General features: G+C 28.6%; 18 protein-coding genes and 1 riboswitch. Of the genes, 17 read left to right on the forward strand and 1 reads right to left on the reverse strand.

Going from position 1 to position 16749, the window contains the following annotated elements:
- Positions 1 to 95: 95 nt before the first annotated feature.
- The gene (locus ARA56_RS03445) at positions 96 to 1067 is read left to right on the forward strand and encodes an HD domain-containing protein (protein ID WP_055263988.1); all 972 of its coding nucleotides are present in this window, start codon (positions 96 to 98) and stop codon (positions 1065 to 1067) included.
- A 39-nt stretch (positions 1068 to 1106) separates the two neighbouring features.
- On the opposite strand, the gene ARA56_RS03450 is transcribed toward ARA56_RS03445, so the two are convergent.
- Positions 1107 to 1853, reverse strand: a complete 747-nt coding sequence (locus ARA56_RS03450; RefSeq protein ID WP_055263989.1) for a GNAT family N-acetyltransferase — start codon at positions 1851 to 1853, stop codon at positions 1107 to 1109.
- A 174-nt stretch (positions 1854 to 2027) separates the two neighbouring features.
- Between ARA56_RS03450 and ARA56_RS03455 the strand changes: the two genes are divergently transcribed.
- The 16 genes from ARA56_RS03455 to ARA56_RS03530 all read left to right on the forward strand — a co-directional run bounded on the left by ARA56_RS03455 (position 2028) and on the right by ARA56_RS03530 (position 16642).
- A complete protein-coding gene (locus tag ARA56_RS03455) occupies positions 2028 to 2798 on the forward strand; it encodes a class I SAM-dependent methyltransferase (RefSeq protein WP_242855861.1) in 771 nt (256 codons plus the stop codon).
- Between the two features lie 273 nt (positions 2799 to 3071).
- Positions 3072 to 4379, forward strand: coding sequence for a PTS sugar transporter subunit IIC (locus ARA56_RS03460; RefSeq protein ID WP_055263991.1), 1308 nt, complete (start codon positions 3072 to 3074; stop codon positions 4377 to 4379).
- Between the two features lie 21 nt (positions 4380 to 4400).
- Positions 4401 to 5156 (forward strand): MurR/RpiR family transcriptional regulator, encoded by a 756-nt coding sequence (locus ARA56_RS03465; RefSeq protein WP_055263992.1) that lies wholly within the window; start codon positions 4401 to 4403, stop codon positions 5154 to 5156.
- 2 nt (positions 5157 to 5158) lie between these two features.
- Positions 5159 to 6334, forward strand: a complete 1176-nt coding sequence (locus ARA56_RS03470) for a MalY/PatB family protein (RefSeq protein ID WP_055263993.1) — start codon at positions 5159 to 5161, stop codon at positions 6332 to 6334.
- A gap of 14 nt (positions 6335 to 6348) precedes the next feature.
- Positions 6349 to 6729 carry a RidA family protein gene (locus ARA56_RS03475; RefSeq protein ID WP_055263995.1) on the forward strand — a complete coding sequence of 127 codons (381 nt, stop codon included), beginning with the start codon at positions 6349 to 6351 and terminating at the stop codon, positions 6727 to 6729.
- Between the two features lie 227 nt (positions 6730 to 6956).
- On the forward strand, positions 6957 to 8138 hold the full coding sequence (locus tag ARA56_RS03480) for an SAM-dependent methyltransferase (RefSeq protein WP_055263996.1): 1182 nt from the start codon (positions 6957 to 6959) through the stop codon (positions 8136 to 8138).
- A gap of 94 nt (positions 8139 to 8232) precedes the next feature.
- Entirely contained in the window at positions 8233 to 8616 is a 384-nt protein-coding gene (gene gloA / locus ARA56_RS03485; protein WP_055263998.1) for a lactoylglutathione lyase, read from the forward strand.
- Positions 8617 to 8741: 125 nt separating this feature from the next.
- Positions 8742 to 10034 carry an MFS transporter gene (locus ARA56_RS03490; RefSeq protein ID WP_055263999.1) on the forward strand — a complete coding sequence of 431 codons (1293 nt, stop codon included), beginning with the start codon at positions 8742 to 8744 and terminating at the stop codon, positions 10032 to 10034.
- A 354-nt stretch (positions 10035 to 10388) separates the two neighbouring features.
- Positions 10389 to 10892: a molybdopterin-guanine dinucleotide biosynthesis protein B gene (gene mobB, locus ARA56_RS03495; protein ID WP_055264000.1), complete on the forward strand. Its 504-nt coding sequence runs from the start codon at positions 10389 to 10391 to the stop codon at positions 10890 to 10892.
- A riboswitch (molybdenum cofactor riboswitch) is annotated at positions 10889 to 11028 on the forward strand. Its footprint overlaps the gene before it by 4 nt.
- A 166-nt stretch (positions 11029 to 11194) precedes the next feature.
- Complete coding sequence (locus ARA56_RS03500; protein WP_055264002.1) at positions 11195 to 12400, forward strand: molybdopterin molybdotransferase MoeA; 1206 nt, start codon at positions 11195 to 11197, stop codon at positions 12398 to 12400.
- A gap of 13 nt (positions 12401 to 12413) precedes the next feature.
- A complete protein-coding gene (locus tag ARA56_RS03505) occupies positions 12414 to 12989 on the forward strand; it encodes a molybdenum cofactor guanylyltransferase (protein ID WP_055264004.1) in 576 nt (191 codons plus the stop codon).
- Positions 12990 to 13481: a MogA/MoaB family molybdenum cofactor biosynthesis protein gene (locus ARA56_RS03510; protein WP_055264006.1), complete on the forward strand. Its 492-nt coding sequence runs from the start codon at positions 12990 to 12992 to the stop codon at positions 13479 to 13481. It begins immediately after the preceding gene.
- Between the two features lie 202 nt (positions 13482 to 13683).
- Complete coding sequence (locus ARA56_RS03515) at positions 13684 to 14700, forward strand: molybdopterin-binding protein (RefSeq protein WP_055264008.1); 1017 nt, start codon at positions 13684 to 13686, stop codon at positions 14698 to 14700.
- Between the two features lie 13 nt (positions 14701 to 14713).
- Complete coding sequence (gene moaC / locus ARA56_RS03520; RefSeq protein WP_055264010.1) at positions 14714 to 15196, forward strand: cyclic pyranopterin monophosphate synthase MoaC; 483 nt, start codon at positions 14714 to 14716, stop codon at positions 15194 to 15196.
- 14 nt (positions 15197 to 15210) lie between these two features.
- Positions 15211 to 16182 carry a GTP 3',8-cyclase MoaA gene (gene moaA, locus ARA56_RS03525; RefSeq protein WP_055264012.1) on the forward strand — a complete coding sequence of 324 codons (972 nt, stop codon included), beginning with the start codon at positions 15211 to 15213 and terminating at the stop codon, positions 16180 to 16182.
- Positions 16183 to 16186: 4 nt separating this feature from the next.
- Positions 16187 to 16642 carry an MOSC domain-containing protein gene (locus ARA56_RS03530; protein ID WP_055264014.1) on the forward strand — a complete coding sequence of 152 codons (456 nt, stop codon included), beginning with the start codon at positions 16187 to 16189 and terminating at the stop codon, positions 16640 to 16642.
- Positions 16643 to 16749: the final 107 nt, after the last annotated feature.

Genomic DNA, 16749 nt, shown 5'->3' on the forward strand with positions numbered 1-16749 from the left:
TGGAATAAAATAGTAAATATAATTTGTGTAAATGTTTGTAATGATTTGGTTAAAATGATAAGATAAAAGCCTAATTCTTATGAGGAGGATAGCTTATGAAAATAAAGGACGATATATATGGTGACTTTGAAATAGAAGGTGTTTTAGAAGAGTTAATAAATACTAAAGAATTTCAAAGATTAAAAAATATTCATCAAGGTGGTGCAAGCTATCTTGTAAATCCAAATTGGAATGTTACTAGATATGAGCATTCAGTAGGAACGATGCTACTTATTAAGAAGATGAATGGAACTATAGAAGAACAAATTGCTGGATTATTACATGATATTTCACATACTGCATTTTCTCATGTGGTTGATTTTGCATTAAATAAAAGTAATGAAGATTATCATGAAGAGATTTATGAAAAAATAATAGAAAATTCAGGTATACCTGAAATCCTTATAAAACATGGGTATGATTATAAGGATATACTATATAATGAAAAGAAATGGACTATATTAGAAAGATCAGCTCCAGATTTATGTGCAGATAGAATAGATTATACTTTAAGAGATATGTACTCTTATGGATATATTTCATTAGTTGCAATAAAAAATTTCTTAGAAAGTTTACAGGTTATAGATGGAGAAATAATTATTACTACTATAAATGCAGCAGAATGGTTCGTAAATACTTATTATAAGGAGGTAATAGGATTTTTCTTAAATCCATTAAATATATATGCTTATAATAGATTATCAAATGCTTTAAAAGTAGCTTTAGATAATGATATTATAACTTTAGAAGATTTACTTCAGGATGATAATTATGTTTTAAATATATTAAAAAATTCTAAAAATCAAGAAATAAGAAGTTTGATTCAATCATTAAATTATAATGTAGATGTTATTGAGAATAAAGAAGAGTATGATATACATCAGGTTAATAAGTTAAGAATTATTGACCCTACAGTTATAATAGATGGAGTTATAAGTAAATCCTCTGAAAAGTCACCGTTAATTAAAATATTAACCCAGCAAGCATTACAAAAATCAAGAGAAGGTGTATTTGTAAAGTTTAATTAAAGTGCGAAAAATTTTCGCACTTTTTTAATTACTATCTTATTATAGGGCTTTTGTATAAAGTTCTGCCCAAACAGGAAAGAATCCAGAATTAATAGCCACATTTTGAGAGATAAAATGAGTTTCTACAGTTCCGTAGAAAGGAACTTTACCTCTATTTAATACTTCATTTTTTAATAAGGTTACAAGAGTAGTAGCAATCCCTTTTCCTCTATATTCAGGAAAAACGTCAATTCCGATTTGCCACATGGTATCACTATCTGCACTAGCTCCAGCCATTCCTAACATAGTATCTCCATCAAAAGCTGCCACTGCAAGAATATCAGGGTGATTTTTATCAAAAGCAAAGGCTTCACCAAATCTATCATCATTTGTAAATTGATTAATCTCTTCTTTTTCATACCATTTTATAGAGAAGTGAATTTCAATTTTTTCATTCATTGTTTTAGGAAGGTAATAATGATGTATATCAGCAATTTCGTGGCCAAACTCTCTAAGTTTAGTATCTATAGCTTTTAATTTTGGGTATTCAGAAAGCCAGGCAGCATCTATAGTTAAAAGATTTTCTTTACACCAAGGAATAATTTTAGGATCAGCTGAAATAAAAGCTTTACCATTAAAGCATAGTATTTTTAAAAAGCATCCATCATTGTCATATATTCTTCTACCAGAAATAAGACTATTTTCAGTAATTATATTAGTATCTTTAGTAATATCATAATCTTTAAAATTATAGTCTAATGCAAATTGGGCTTTAGCAATTTGTAAAATTTCATTTTTAGTAAGCATATAATCAACATCCTTTATTGGTATTTATTAATCTATAAACTAATTCTAACACAATTAAATGTAATATATTACAAAAAATGGTTGAAAGTTAACAAGGTTTATGTATAATAGAAATAATACAAACTTAGATATTAATTTTGCATGAGAATTATTAAGTAATAGGGGTGAAGGGGTATGATGAAATTAGATGAGATTTATGAGTATTTCAATGAGGAAAAAAGATTGAATACTTCAAATGCAAGTAGTATAGAATTTATAACTACTACAAACTTTATAGACAAGTATTTAAAAGAAGATTCAAAAATATTAGATATAGGAGCTGCTACTGGAGCTTATAGTTTGCACTATGCATCAAAGGGATATGATGTTACGTCTGTTGAACCAGTAAAGAGAAATATTGATATATTAAAATCAAATGTTACTGGAGATATGAATATAAAAGTTCATCAAGGAAATGCATTGGATTTATCATATCTTGAGGATAATAGTTTTGATATAGTTTTATGCTTTGGACCTTTATATCATTTAAAGAGTGATGAAGATAAATTAACAGCTATTAAAGAAAGTAAAAGGGTATGTAAGAAAGATGGTAAAATATTATTTGCTTATCTTTCAAATGATATGGTCTTTGTTACTGAAACTTTTATTTATAATACTAAAAATCACTTATTAGGTGATGAGTATGATAAGGAAAGTTTTAAATTAATAGATGAAACTCCATTTTGTTTTATGACAGTAGGAAAAATGGATGAATTAATGAGAAAGAGCAACTTAAATAAAGTTACACAGTTTGCAGCTGATGGGCTAGCTGAACTTATGGCTGATAAGATTAATGAATTTAGTGAAGCTGAGTTTAATGAATGGATGAGATTTCATCTTTATACTTGTGAAAAGACAGAGTTATTAGGATATAGTAACCATATTGTCTTTGTTGCAAGTAAATAAAATCAAAAATTTATTATAAAATAAATGAATATTTAAGTTAATATACATACTCTGAAATTGATTTCTTTAATAAAAAATTAATTTCAGAGTATTTTATTATTAAAATAATTATTTTAATAATAAAAGAATAACAAATAGATAAATTAGAATTAAGATAGTGATAAAAAATCCAAAAAAAGTATGGAAAATTTTCCGAGAGTAGGAATTCAAATCTGGAATAAAATCCGTATAATAAAACTTGAAAACGTTATTAAAAATGAGGGGGAAATTAAAATGAACTTTATTTCAAGATTTATTGAAGAAAAAATGGTTCCAGTAGTATCTAGATTTGCTAATCTAAGATATATGAGAGCTCTTAAATCAGGGTTTATGGTTATAATGCCATTAACAATTATTGCATCAGTATTTTTATTAATAACAGACTTCCCTATAAATGGTTATCCAGAATTTATGGCAAGAATATTTGGTGAAGGTTGGGATAGTTTCCTTTCACCTGCATATAGAGCTACATTTGACATAATGGGGATTATGTTAGCTGGAACAATAGCTTACAAATTATCAGAAGATGATAAGATGGATCCGCTACCAGTTATGATTATTTCTATAGTAGCTTACGTAATAGTTACACCTAAATTTGTTACTGCTGAATCAGGAGAAGTAATAAATAAAGTACTTCCAATGGCATGGCTTGGAACAAAAGGTGTTATAACAGCAATTATAATGAGTATAACTTCAACAGAGCTTTATAGATTTGTAGTTAAAAAGAACTTAGTAATTAAATTACCAGAAAATGTACCACCAATGGTATATAAATCATTCGTATCATTAATACCAGGAGTAATAGTTGTTGCATATGCATTACTAATAAACGGAATATTCTTAAGCATGGGAACTTCAATGCATGAATTCATATATGACATATTACAAGTTCCACTTCAAGGATTAACAGCATCTCCAGCTGCTATAACAGTAGTTGCAGGGTTAAATGGATTCTTATGGTGGTTTGGTATTCACCCAACAGTTGTTAACTCAATTGTAAACCCATTATTAAATGCAAACTCAGTAGAAAACTTAGAGTTATTTAAACAAGGTGCTTTAACATTAGAAAATGCAAATATCGGAACAATTCAAATGATTGACCAATTTGCAACTATAGGTGGAGCAGGTATGACTGTGGGACTAGTTTTAGCTATGGTAGTTGTTGCTAGATCTGAAAGAATGAAAATGATGAGAAACTTAAGTACAGTTCCAGCATTATTCAATATAAATGAACCAATAATATTTGGTTTACCAGTAATACTTAACCCATTAATGTTAATTCCATTAACATTAGCACCAATAGTTTCAGTTCTTATTGCAATATTTGCTATGAAGATAGGATTCTTAAGTCCATTTAACGGTGTAGTAGCTCCATGGCCAACACCACCAATATTCAGTGGATTCTTAGTAAGTGGATGGCAAGGTGCATTAGTACAAGTAGTTGCCATAGCAGCAGCATTTGCAATATACTACCCATTTGTGTTAGCTTTAGATAAGCAATATAGAGCTGAAGAATTAACTGAGGAGTTAATAGAAGCTTAGAATTTAAAGTGAGGTGCACATATGAAAATACACAGAAGAATTTCAGAGAACTCAAAGTATTTAACTAAATTAGAAAAAGAGTTATTACAATTATTATTGGAGAATAGCGCGCTATTTAAATATGATAATTTTACAATAGCTAATATTTCAGAAAAATTTTCTATTAGTAATACAAGTGTGCACCGACTTTCTAAAAAGTTAGGGTATAAAAGTTTTATACAATTTAAAGATGATTATTTTCAAAGAGATAAATTAGAAGAAGAAAACAAACCCAATATAGATGATACCGATTTTGTAAATCTAATGTTAGATACATATAAGTTAGTTAAGCAATCTGATATCGATGAAATAGTTGAAAAGATGATGAAATGCAAAAGAATAACTATATATGGAATGGGTATGAGCAATTATTTAGGTAAGATATTTCAAATAAAATTACAGCTATTAGGAATACCTGCAGAGCAACATGATGATTCAAGATTTATGAGATTATCTAGTAGAATATTAAATAAAGATGAAGATTTAGTATTTATGTTATCAAGAAGTGGGGAAACACCAGAACTACTAGAGGTATTAGTTGAAACTAACCTTAGAGGGGTTGACGTAGTACTTATAACAGAGTCTAGAAATTCTACCTTTGAAAAGTTATGTAAGTATAAGGTTTATACAGCGTATACTCAGGATTCAGATAGTAATATAGATACTCGATTAAACTTTCATATTGCAATGGATTATATAATAAAGAAATTTATTGAGAAATATGAAGAAAAGAGGTAGCAATGTATAATTTCGAAGACATATTACAAAGAAGAAATAATGGGTCTAAGAAGTGGAATGAAGAGTATATTGAAAAAAGATTCAAAGTAAAAGACGCAGCAAATTATTATCCACTATTCATTGCTGACATGGATTTTAAATTACCTAAAGAGGTAATAGAGCCTCTTATGGAATTTATAGCTTTAGGTGATTTTGGGTACTTTGATATAAAAGAAGAATTTTATAGTAGTATATTAAAATGGTATAAAGATAGATATAGATCAGAAATTAAACGTGAATGGATTGTTCCTTCAATAGGAGCATTATCTACTATGAATGTTATAGTAGATAAGTTGTTTAAAAAAGGTGACAATATACTTGTATTCACTCCAGCTTATGGACCATTTAAAGATGTTGTATCGAATAATGGTATGAATTTAGTTTCTTATAAAATGAAATTAAATAATAATAAATATACTTTAGATTTTAAAGAAGTAAAAGCTTTAGTGGAAAAAGAAGATATTAAGGGGTTAATAATCTGTAATCCACATAACCCATCAGGAAGATGTTGGAGCAAAGAAGAGATAAACGAGATTATTAATATTTGCATGGAAAAAAACATAATTATTATAAGTGATGAAGTTCATGGAGATTTAGATTTAGGAAATAATTTCAATACTTTTAGTGATTATTTAAACCAATATAAAAATATAATAGTTTTATCATCACCGAATAAAACATTTAATATAGCAGGTTTGGAAATCTCAACATTCTTATGTAGTAATGAAGAGATGAGAATTGATTTAGCAAATGAGTTAAGCAAAAGAAAGCTTCATCCAAATAGAGTTGGAACTAGAGCTTTAACCTTATGCTATGAAAATGGCTCACCTTGGGTTGATGAACTTATAATGAACATAAAAGAAAATTTAGATTTAACTGTGGACATGCTTAATGTAGAAGGAATCAGTACTATGGTTCCAGATGCAGGTTATTTATTATGGGTAAAGTTCGATAATATTTCAGATATTGATGATTTCATAATTAAGCTTGCGCAAGAAAAAAAAGTATTGCTTGAAACAGGAAGTAGGTTTATTAAAGATCATGAAGGATATTTAAGAATAAATGTAGCTACAAGTAAAGCAATATTAAAAGAAGCAATTCCAATGATAGTAGAATTCTACAAAGAATATATAAAGTAGTTAGGAGAATAGAAATGAAAAGAGAAGTAATTAATTCAGTTAAGGCTCCAGATGCAATAGGACCTTATTCACATTGTAATAAAGTAGGTAATTTCATATTTACCTCAGGACAATTACCATTGGATAAAGAAACTAAAGAATTAAAAACAGATATTAAAGAAGCTACAAGACAAAGCTTAGAAAATGTTAAGAGTATTTTAGAAGAGGCTGGGTCATCTATTAGAAATGTTGTTAAAGCAACAGTATTTGTAAAAGATTTAACTCAGTTTGCTGAATTAAATGAAGTATACAATGAGTATTTTGGAGAAAATCCTCCAGCAAGAAGTTGTGTTCAAGTTGCTAAACTACCTATGGATGCAGTAGTAGAAATAGAAGTTATAGCAATAGCAGAATAATATTAGATTTCGAAAGTAAATAACACTTTTAATAGGAGAACTATAATGAATTGTATGTGCAACAATTTAATATAGTTCTCTATTTCTATTTGTTTAATTATAGTTATGTATTACTTTAGAGTAAAGTAATCTACATTTTACATAAATACTAATGAAAAATCCACTTATGGTTAAATTTATAAAATTATGTTCATACTACAAGATATATAAAGGAGGAGAAGTGAAGTATGAACGTAGAAAAGACTTTTCTTAAAACATTTTTGAAAAACTTTGAAGGAGAAGCATTTGCAGTAGATTTTTGGGATGGAGAAGAGGTTGTATTAGGTAATGGGGAACCATTATTTAGGGTACATATAAAAAAGCCATTGAATAAAAAGGATTTATTAAGTAGTACATCATTAGCTTTTGGTGAAGCATATATGAATGGTGATGTAGAATTTGAAGGAGATTTATTCTTAGCGCTAAATACAGTGTTAAAGTACATGAATAAATTTAATAGTGACAATAAGGCATTACCAGAAATATTTCATAAAATAACTAATAAATCAAAGCAGAAAGAAGAAGTTTCATCTCATTATGATATAGGAAATGATTTTTATAGCTTGTGGTTAGACGAAACTATGAGTTATTCTTGTGGATATTTTAAAAATGAAAATGATACATTGTATCAAGCTCAAATGAACAAAATTCATCATATATTAAAGAAGTTAAATTTAAAAGAAGGTCAAAGTCTTTTAGATATAGGTTGTGGATGGGGAATGTTACTTATTGAAGCAGCTAAAAAATACAAGATAAAAGGATTAGGAATAACATTAAGCCAAGAACAATTTAATAAGTTTAGTGAAAGAATAAAGGAAGAAAATTTAGAAGATTATTTAGAAGTAAAACTAATGGATTATAGAGATTTAAAGAAATCAAAATTATCATTTGATAGAGTTGTAAGTGTAGGAATGATAGAACATGTAGGAAGACCTAATTACGACTTATTTTTTGAAAATGTAAATGCAGTTTTAAAAGAAGGAGGAGTATTCTTATTACATTATATAAGTGGAATAAAAGAATCTGAAGGAGATGCATGGATTAAAAAGTACATATTCCCAGGTGGGGTTATACCATCATTAAGAGAGATAATAAATATTTCAGGAGATTACAATTATCATGTTATAGATGTAGAAAGCTTGAGGTTACATTATACTAAGACCTTATTAGAATGGTATAAAAACTTTAATAATAATATAGATAAAGTTAGAGAGATGTTTGATGAAAAGTTTATTAGAATGTGGAGTATGTATCTATGCTCTTGCGCTGCTACATTCAATAATGGAATAATAGATTTACATCAAATTCTATTTACTAAAGGAATAGATAATGATTTACCACTTACAAGAGACTATTTATATAAAGAGTAGTATTTTAATATTTTTATAAAGGGAAATTTCTTGTTAGTGGGTATTTCTTACTGTATATTAGTATTATAAAAATATTAATATAGGAGATGATTTTATGGCAGTTAAAATGTTACATACATGTATAAGAGTTATGGATTTAGAAAAATCTCTAAAGTTTTATAGAGAGGCATTAGGTCTTGTTGAAACTAGAAGAAAAGATTTTCCAGAGCATAAGTTTACTTTAGTGTATCTTTCTAATGAAATTGGAGGATATGAGATTGAATTAACTTATAATTATAATCCAGAAAAGCCTTATGAATTAGGAAATGGATTTAGTCATATAGCAGTTGGTGTTGATGATTTAGAGGGTGAAAGAGAGAAACACAAAACTTTAGGGTATGAAGTTACTCCATTAAAGGGACTTCCAGGGCAAAAGCCAGGATACTATTTTGTAACAGATCCAGATGGCTATAAAGTTGAAGTTATAAGAAATAAATAGTTAGATTAATAGAGATGTAGAGATACATCTCTATTTTTTTAGAAAATTTTAGTTTACATAAAAACTATAATATAAGCTTAACCTAAATAGAGATATATTGAAAAATTAGGTTAAGAGGTGAGGTTGTGGAGAGATTTAAAACTATTAAAACTTATGCTAGCTTTTCAAGAAATGTACAAATAATTGTAATAAGTGAATTGATATTAGCTGCGGCTTTTGGTATATATGGATTTTTACAAATACTTTATTTAAATGAAATTAATATACCCTCTGATAAAATTGGACTCATCTTTTCTTTAGGTTCATTATTTTCAATGGTAGGTTTCTTTGTAGGACCATTTATACATATGTTTGAAAGAAAAAATATTTTAGCTTTAGGATGTTTATTAAGTTCTATAGGAATAGGGGCATATGCTGTATTTACTAGCTATATATTACTTTTACTATCACAAATCTTAACTAATATAGGGCTTTGTTTTATACAAGTTACAGAATTGCAACTACTTTATTCATATACAACACCAGACAAAGAATGTTGTGCATATAGTTATAAATCCTCTGTTAATTTTATTGCTTCAACTTTAGGAACTTTATTGGCAGGGAATATAGATAGATTATCTATATTTAGTATTATAGGATATAGAAAATTATTTTACTTATCAGCAGGTATGACTTTAGTAGCTTTTGTTATGAGGTTATTTTTATTACCTAGGGATGAGAAAAGAAAGCTTGATGAAGGGGAAATTAAGGAATCTATTGGAGATACATTTAAGTTACTTAGAGGTCATAAAAATATAAGGTTTTTTGCAATTTTTTTATTTATTATTGCTATAGGTGGAAGTGCTGTTTGGCCATATAATAATTTAATTATGAAAAATTACTTTGGTTTAAGTAACACAACAATGTCCATAGTTAGCTTCATAATAACAACGGTGGTAATGATGGGCGTTCTAGCTATGCCAACAATAATAGGTAAGATTGGAATAAAAAGATTTGAGTTGATATCACTAATATGCTTGGCAGCAACAATGTTTTTTTTAACATTAAAATTAAATACTATTCCCTTTGTAACTATATTAATATTTAGATGTATTTTTGCAACTTTAGTTGGTTCATCTTTAGATAGCTCAATGATGAGCTATATTGAAATAGAGAATAGAGATGTATTTGCAGGAGTAAAATTATTGGTGAATGGAGTAGCTTCTGCAATAGGTAACTTTATTGGAGGATTTATAATTGAAAATATAAATTTTAGAGGAATATATATTTATGGTTTTTCAGTATTGATTATAGTAATTTTAATGTTTTATTTGAAAATTTCTAAGATTTTTGGAGATAGAGCAATAATATTAGAAAGATATAAAAGAAATTGTACATGTAAACTAAGGCATAGATATGTTGAGAGAAGAAGGTATTAAATAAAATAAGAATCACTTTGATAAAAGTTTGTCTTCGTAAAAAGATGAAAGATACTAATGATATAAAAAATATTGAATATGGCAATGTGATTAAGTGGTTTAAGAGATTTATTATTTCACTAGTTAATTTTATTAGAGGTAGAAAACTTAAAAGATTAGAGAAATCATAACAATAAATATAAAATTAAGGTAAAAATAGAATGTTGATATAATAAGATTTATATAATAGAATTAAAGTATATAAATCTTAAATTCTATTTATATAGGATTTAAGATTTATACTTATAGGAGTATATGCGATTTTGTCAATTAAACTTACTCCTAATGAATCAAAAATTAAAGGGTGACATATAAATGGCAAAGGTAGTCAATGTTATAGGAAAAGGCTCAAATGTTGGTAAGACTATTCTTATGGAAGGACTTATTAATGAATTGAAGAATAGAGGGCTAACTGTATCAACAATAAAACATGATGTTCATGGATTCGATATAGATAAAAAAGGAAAAGATACATACAGACATAGACAGGCTGGAGCAGAAACAGTAGTTATTTCATCTAAAAATAGATTTGCGATGATTAGAGAATTAGAACAAGAAATTAATTTAGATGATATAATTAAAATGGTAAGTGACAAGGATGTAGTACTTGTTGAAGGATATAAAAAAAGTGATTTAAGAAAAATAGAAGTTTATAGAGAGGGAGTTAGTGAAGAGATATTAACTCCTAAAGAAAAATTAATTGCTATTGCTAGTAATGAACATATTAAGTATAGTGATGTACCTATAGTTAAAAAGGATGATTATAAAGTATTAGCAGATTTAGTCCAAAAAGAAAAAGAGTTTAAATTTGAAAAATAGTTTTGTGTTTTCTAGTGTGTAAAAGTCTAAGGAATTTTCTATGACTTTTACGCCTGAATGTTTATCATTCACAGGGCAGTAATTGAAAAGTTATTGTCTCCACGTATTTTGGGAAGGAAAATAAGTAGATTTAATATAGAAATGTATTAAGCTTGTTACTTATACCCAAAATAAGGGTAAAGTAGCAAGCTTTTTAAGTTCAAATTTATGAGTTAGTACTTTGAAGTTATACTGTAGAGGCACTCCTACAAATGCGTGTGAGTAGTGAGTTCCATTAATTATTTGAGTATGAGGTGCAAGTTATGAAATCTTTTATTAGTTTAGAAGAAGCCATAGAGATTTTAAGTGAAAATGTTAGATTTATTGGAATTGAAGAAGTGTCATTACTTTCTGGAATAGGTAGAATTTTAAGTGAAGATATCTTTTCAAAGATAGATAATCCTCCATTTAACAAATCAGCTATGGATGGATATGCAGTGATTTCTATTGATACAGAGGAAGGAAAAAAATCCTTAAAGGTTATAGACCAAGTTTTTGCAGGTGATGTTTGCAAAAGTGAAGTAAAGCAAGGAACAGCAATTAAAATAATGACTGGAGCTCCTATACCAATTGGAGCTAATGCTGTAATAAAACAAGAAGATGTAACTTTTAAGGATGGTTTTATAGAGGTAAATAAGGTATTAAAAGCTGAAGAAAATATTTGTTTAAAAGGTGAGGATATAAAAGAGGGAACCCTTTTGGTGAAGAAAGGTAAAAAATTAGATTATGCAGACATAGGAATATTAGCTAGTTCTGGAATAAGAACTGTTAATGTTTATAAAAAGCCAAGAGTAGCTTTTATAAGTACAGGAGACGAAGTATTAGATTTAGATGAAGCATTAATAGGAGGAAAGATATATAATAGCAACAAGTATACAATATTAGGAAGATTAGCTGAGTTAGGTTATGAAGTAACCTATGTGGATCATGAAAATGATAGCTTTATTGGGATTGGAAATAAAATTAAGGAAGCTTCAAGAGTAGCAGATTTTATTATAACTACAGGTGGGGCATCTGTAGGAGAAAAGGACTTAATAAAAGAAGTAATAGATTATATTAATGGTGAAAAATTATTTTGGAAAATTAATATTAAACCAGGATCAGCTATGCTTTGTAGCAAATATGATGAAAAAATTATAGTAAGCCTTTCAGGAAATCCAACAGCTGCATTAACTACTTTTGAACTTATTGCTAAAACAACACTAGAAAAGCTAAGTGGAAAAGAACATATAGAAATAAGTAGAGAAAAAGCTATTTTAACTAATGAATTTAAAAAGAAGAGTCCGAATAGAAGGTTTTTAAGAGGAACAGTAACTTCTGATGTTAATGGTCAAAAAGTAGAAATAACACAAGTTAAAAGTGGAAATGGAATTCTTAGCTCTACATTAAATTCTAATTGTTTAATAGAGCTGGAAGCTGGTAATGAAGGCGTTAATAAAGGAGATATAGTTACTATTATTAAATTTTAAGAGGTGAGTTGCTTTGATAAATAAAACACTAGCTATTTTGGCAGGTGGAAAAAGTAGTAGGATGAATTATAATAATAAAGCTTTTTTAAGTTTTAAGGAAAAAACTTTTATTGAACATATTATTAATGCAGGAAAAAACTTCAAGGAAGTTATTATTGTAGCTAATGATAAAGAAGTTTATGAAAGGTTTAATTTAAGAGTTGTAGAAGATATATATAAGGGAAATGGTCCCCTATCAGGAATACATTCAGCATTGAAAAGTTCTACTACTGATTGTGTTTTATGTGTAGCTTGTGATATGCCTCTTGTAAGTAGTGAGTTATTAGATTTCTTAGGGAATTATAATGAAAATTATGATGTATTAGTGCCTAAATATAAGGATAGATTACAGCCACTTTGTTCAATATATTCTAAAAATATATTAGGTAAAATTGAAGAGAGTTTAATAAAAAACGAAAATAAACTACAAAGATTTATAATGTCTTCAAATTATAAAGTAATCGAAAAACTAGGCAATAGAAAATTTGAAGAGGAAGATTTTTTAAATGTAAACACACCAATAGAATTTAATGAATTGGAGGAAAGATAAATGTATACTGTAGGAATCGTTACGAGTAGTGATAAAGGATATGCTGGAGAAAGAGAAGATAAGAGCGGAGCAGTTATAAAAGAAATAGTAGAAGCTAAAGGTTTTGAAGTTGTAAGATATGTAGTATTGCCAGATGAAAAAGAAATGTTAGCGGAGGAGTTTAAACATATGGCAGATGACTTAGGTGTTAATCTTGTTTTAAGCACAGGTGGAACTGGGTTTTCAGTAAGAGATATAACTCCAGAAGCTACAAAGATGGTTATTGAAAGAGAAACTCCAGGAATATGTGAAGCTATAAGATATTTTAGCTTACAGATAACTAAGAGAGCAATGCTTTCAAGAGCAGTTTCAGGAATAAGAAAAAATACACTTATAGTAAATCTTCCAGGAAGTCCAAAGGCTTGCAAAGAAGCGTTAGATTTTGTATTAGATGATATAAAACATGGAATTGACATATTATTAGGTTCAGCAAGCGAGTGTGCTAGAAAGTAGTTTAGTCACTTGTGGTAAAGTGAAAAGTTTGCTTGCGCAAAGGGGAAAAGTCACTGCGTGAGGAGAAAAGATTGATTTCGTCAATGGAGAAAATATTTGCTGACGCAAATGTCCCAAAGTGCTTATGGCAGAAGGAGAGTTTGATTATTAGAATATTAAAAAGTATGAATAGATAATTAATATAGGAATGGAGTAGTTAGCTATGAAAATGATAAGAGTTGAGGATGCAATCGGGTGTATTTTATCTCATGATGTTACTCAAATAATACCTGGTGAGTTTAAGGGAAGAGTATTTAAAAAGGGACATATTATTAAAGAGGAGGATATACAAAAATTCCTTGAGATAGGTAAAGAGCATATTTATGTATGGGAGCCTAAGGAAGGTGAACTTCATGAAAATGATGCAGCTATAAGAATTTCAAACCTTGTTGTGGGTGAAGGTGTTGCTAAATCAGAAGAAATAAAAGAAGGAAAAGTTGATTTTTTTGCTGATAGAGATGGTGTTTTAAGAATTGATAAAGAAAAGTTATTTACTATTAATTCAATAGGAGAAATTATAGTATCAACACTGCATAATAATACTCCTATAAAAAAAGGTGAAAAGATAGGTGCTACTAGAGTTATTCCTTTAATCATAGATGAAAAGCCAATATTAAAAGCTGAAGAGTTAGTTAATGATAAAGTAATTTGGGTTGATGAAATAAAGCCTAAAAGATGTCTTTTGATAACTACAGGTAATGAAGTTTATAAGGGAAGAATTAAAGATGCATTCTTACCAGTTATAAAAGCTAAGCTTGGATATTACGGAAGTGAAGTTGTAAGACAAGTAATTTTACCGGATGAAAAAGAAAGAATAATTGAAGAAATTCAAAAAGGATTAGAAGAAAAAGTTGATATGATAATTTGTACTGGAGGAATGTCTGTTGACCCAGATGATGTTACTCCAACAGCGATAAAAGAAAGTGGTGGAGAACTTGTAACATATGGTTCACCAGTATTACCAGGTGCAATGTTCTTACTTGCTTACCATAATGATACACCAATACTTGGAGTTCCAAGTTGTGCTATGTATTCAAAGAGAACAGTACTTGACCTAGTATTACCAAGAGTTTTAGCAGATGAAAGATTAAGTTTTGAAGATATAGCTCATTATGGACATGGTGGATTATGTTTAGATTGCAATGTATGTACATTCCCACATTGCTCATTTGGGAAATAAAAGGAGAAAAGATATGAATAACGGATTAACTCATTTTGATAATAGTGGAAATGCAAGAATGGTTGATGTTTCTGAAAAGATAGAAACTGCAAGATGTGCAGTAGCTGTATCTAAGATAAAGGTAAGTAAAGAAACATTAGATCTTATAGAGGCTGGAAAAATAGGAAAAGGAGATGTGCTTGGAGTTGCTAGAGTAGCAGGAATAATGGCTAGTAAGCAAACTTCTAACTTAATTCCTATGTGTCATCCTTTAATGATATCTAGCGTTAATGTTGACTTTGATATAAATAAAGAAGAAAGTGCTATAGATATAACAGCAACAGTAAAAATAGTTGATAAAACAGGTGTTGAGATGGAAGCTTTAACAGCAGCAACAGTTGCAGCCTTAACTATTTATGATATGTGCAAAGCTGTAGATAAGAGAATGGTAATCGAGGGAACTCATCTGTTAAAGAAAACAGGAGGGAAAAGTGGTGAATTCAATTTCTTTGAATAGCCACATAATTAGAGATGAAGGATAAATTTAAAAGAGAAATTGATTACTTGCGATTATCTGTAACTGATAATTGTAATTTAAGATGTATATATTGCATGGATGAAAAAGAAAATAATTTCTTAAAAACATCTGAGAAGTTAAGTGATGAAGAAATATTAAGAGTAGTTAAATCTTGTGCTGAAGTTGGTATAAAGAAAATAAGAATAACAGGGGGAGAACCTCTAGTTAGACCTAATATAACTAAACTTATAGATAGTATAAATAATATTGAAGGTATAGAAGAAATTTATATTACTACTAATGGAATACTTTTAGCTGATAAGGTTGAGGCTTTAGCTAAAAGTGGTGTTAAGGGAGTAAATATAAGTCTGGATTCTTTGAAGGAAGATAGATTTAAGAGTTTAACAAGAAGAGGTGAACTTTCAAAAGTTTTAGAAGCTATTGATAAGTGCATAGAGTTTGGAATAAAAGTAAAGCTTAATACAGTTATGGTTAATGATATAAACCATGATGAGATTAAGGACTTTATAAAGCTTACAATAAATAAGCCTATAGATGTTAGATTTATTGAACTTATGCCAATAGGTGTAGGAAAGGTTTATAAAGGAGTTAGTAATCAAGAAATAAGAGATATTATAAAGGATAACTTTGCTAATGCAGTTGAGATAGGAAAAGAAAAAAGTAGCGGGCCAGCTAAATATATAAAGATAGATGGCGCTTTAGGTAAGGTTGGATTTATAAGTGCTATGAGTAATTGCTTCTGTGAAGAATGTAATAGAGTTAGAATTACACCAGAAGGATTTTTAAAGCAATGTTTACACTTTGATTATGGAGTAAGCTTAAGAGACCTTATTAGAGAAGGTATATCCAACGAAGAGTTAAAGAAAAAGATTGAAGAGACTATTTATAACAAACCAGAGAAACATTTATTTAATCAAAATAAAGAGCATGAAGAAATAAGATTTATGAATCAAATTGGAGGATAATATTATGTGTAAGGTAATAGCTGTATGTACGAGTGAGAAAAAAGGGACTGCTAAGCAAATGGTAGATGAAGCGAATCTTATTGAAGAATTCGGAATTGAAGGAGATGCTCATGCTGGAAAATGGCACAGACAAGTAAGCCTTTTAGGATTAGAAAAGATAGATGAGTTTAACTCTAAAGGTGGAGGAGTAAACTTTGGTGATTTTGGTGAAAATCTAGTTATATCAGGGATAGAACTTACTAAAATGCCTATAGGACAAAGATTTAAAGTTGGAGAAACTATTTTAGAACTTACTCAAATAGGAAAGCAATGCCATGATAAATGTGAAATATTCTATAGAGTTGGGCAGTGTATAATGCCTACTAATGGAGTATTTACAAGAGTTATAAAAGGCGGGAAAGTAAGAGTTGGAGACGAAGTTATTCTTCTAGAAAGTGAAAGAAAAACTTTAAGTTTATAATAAGAAAAAATGGTAGTATCAAAAGTAGTTTGATACTACCATTTTTGATTTTAAGAAAATATATATTTGGACAAAAATCAACGAGAGTAATAGTTTATTTATTTAAT

It is taken from the genome of Clostridium disporicum (assembly GCF_001405015.1).
Lineage (GTDB): Bacteria > Bacillota > Clostridia > Clostridiales > Clostridiaceae > Clostridium > Clostridium disporicum_B.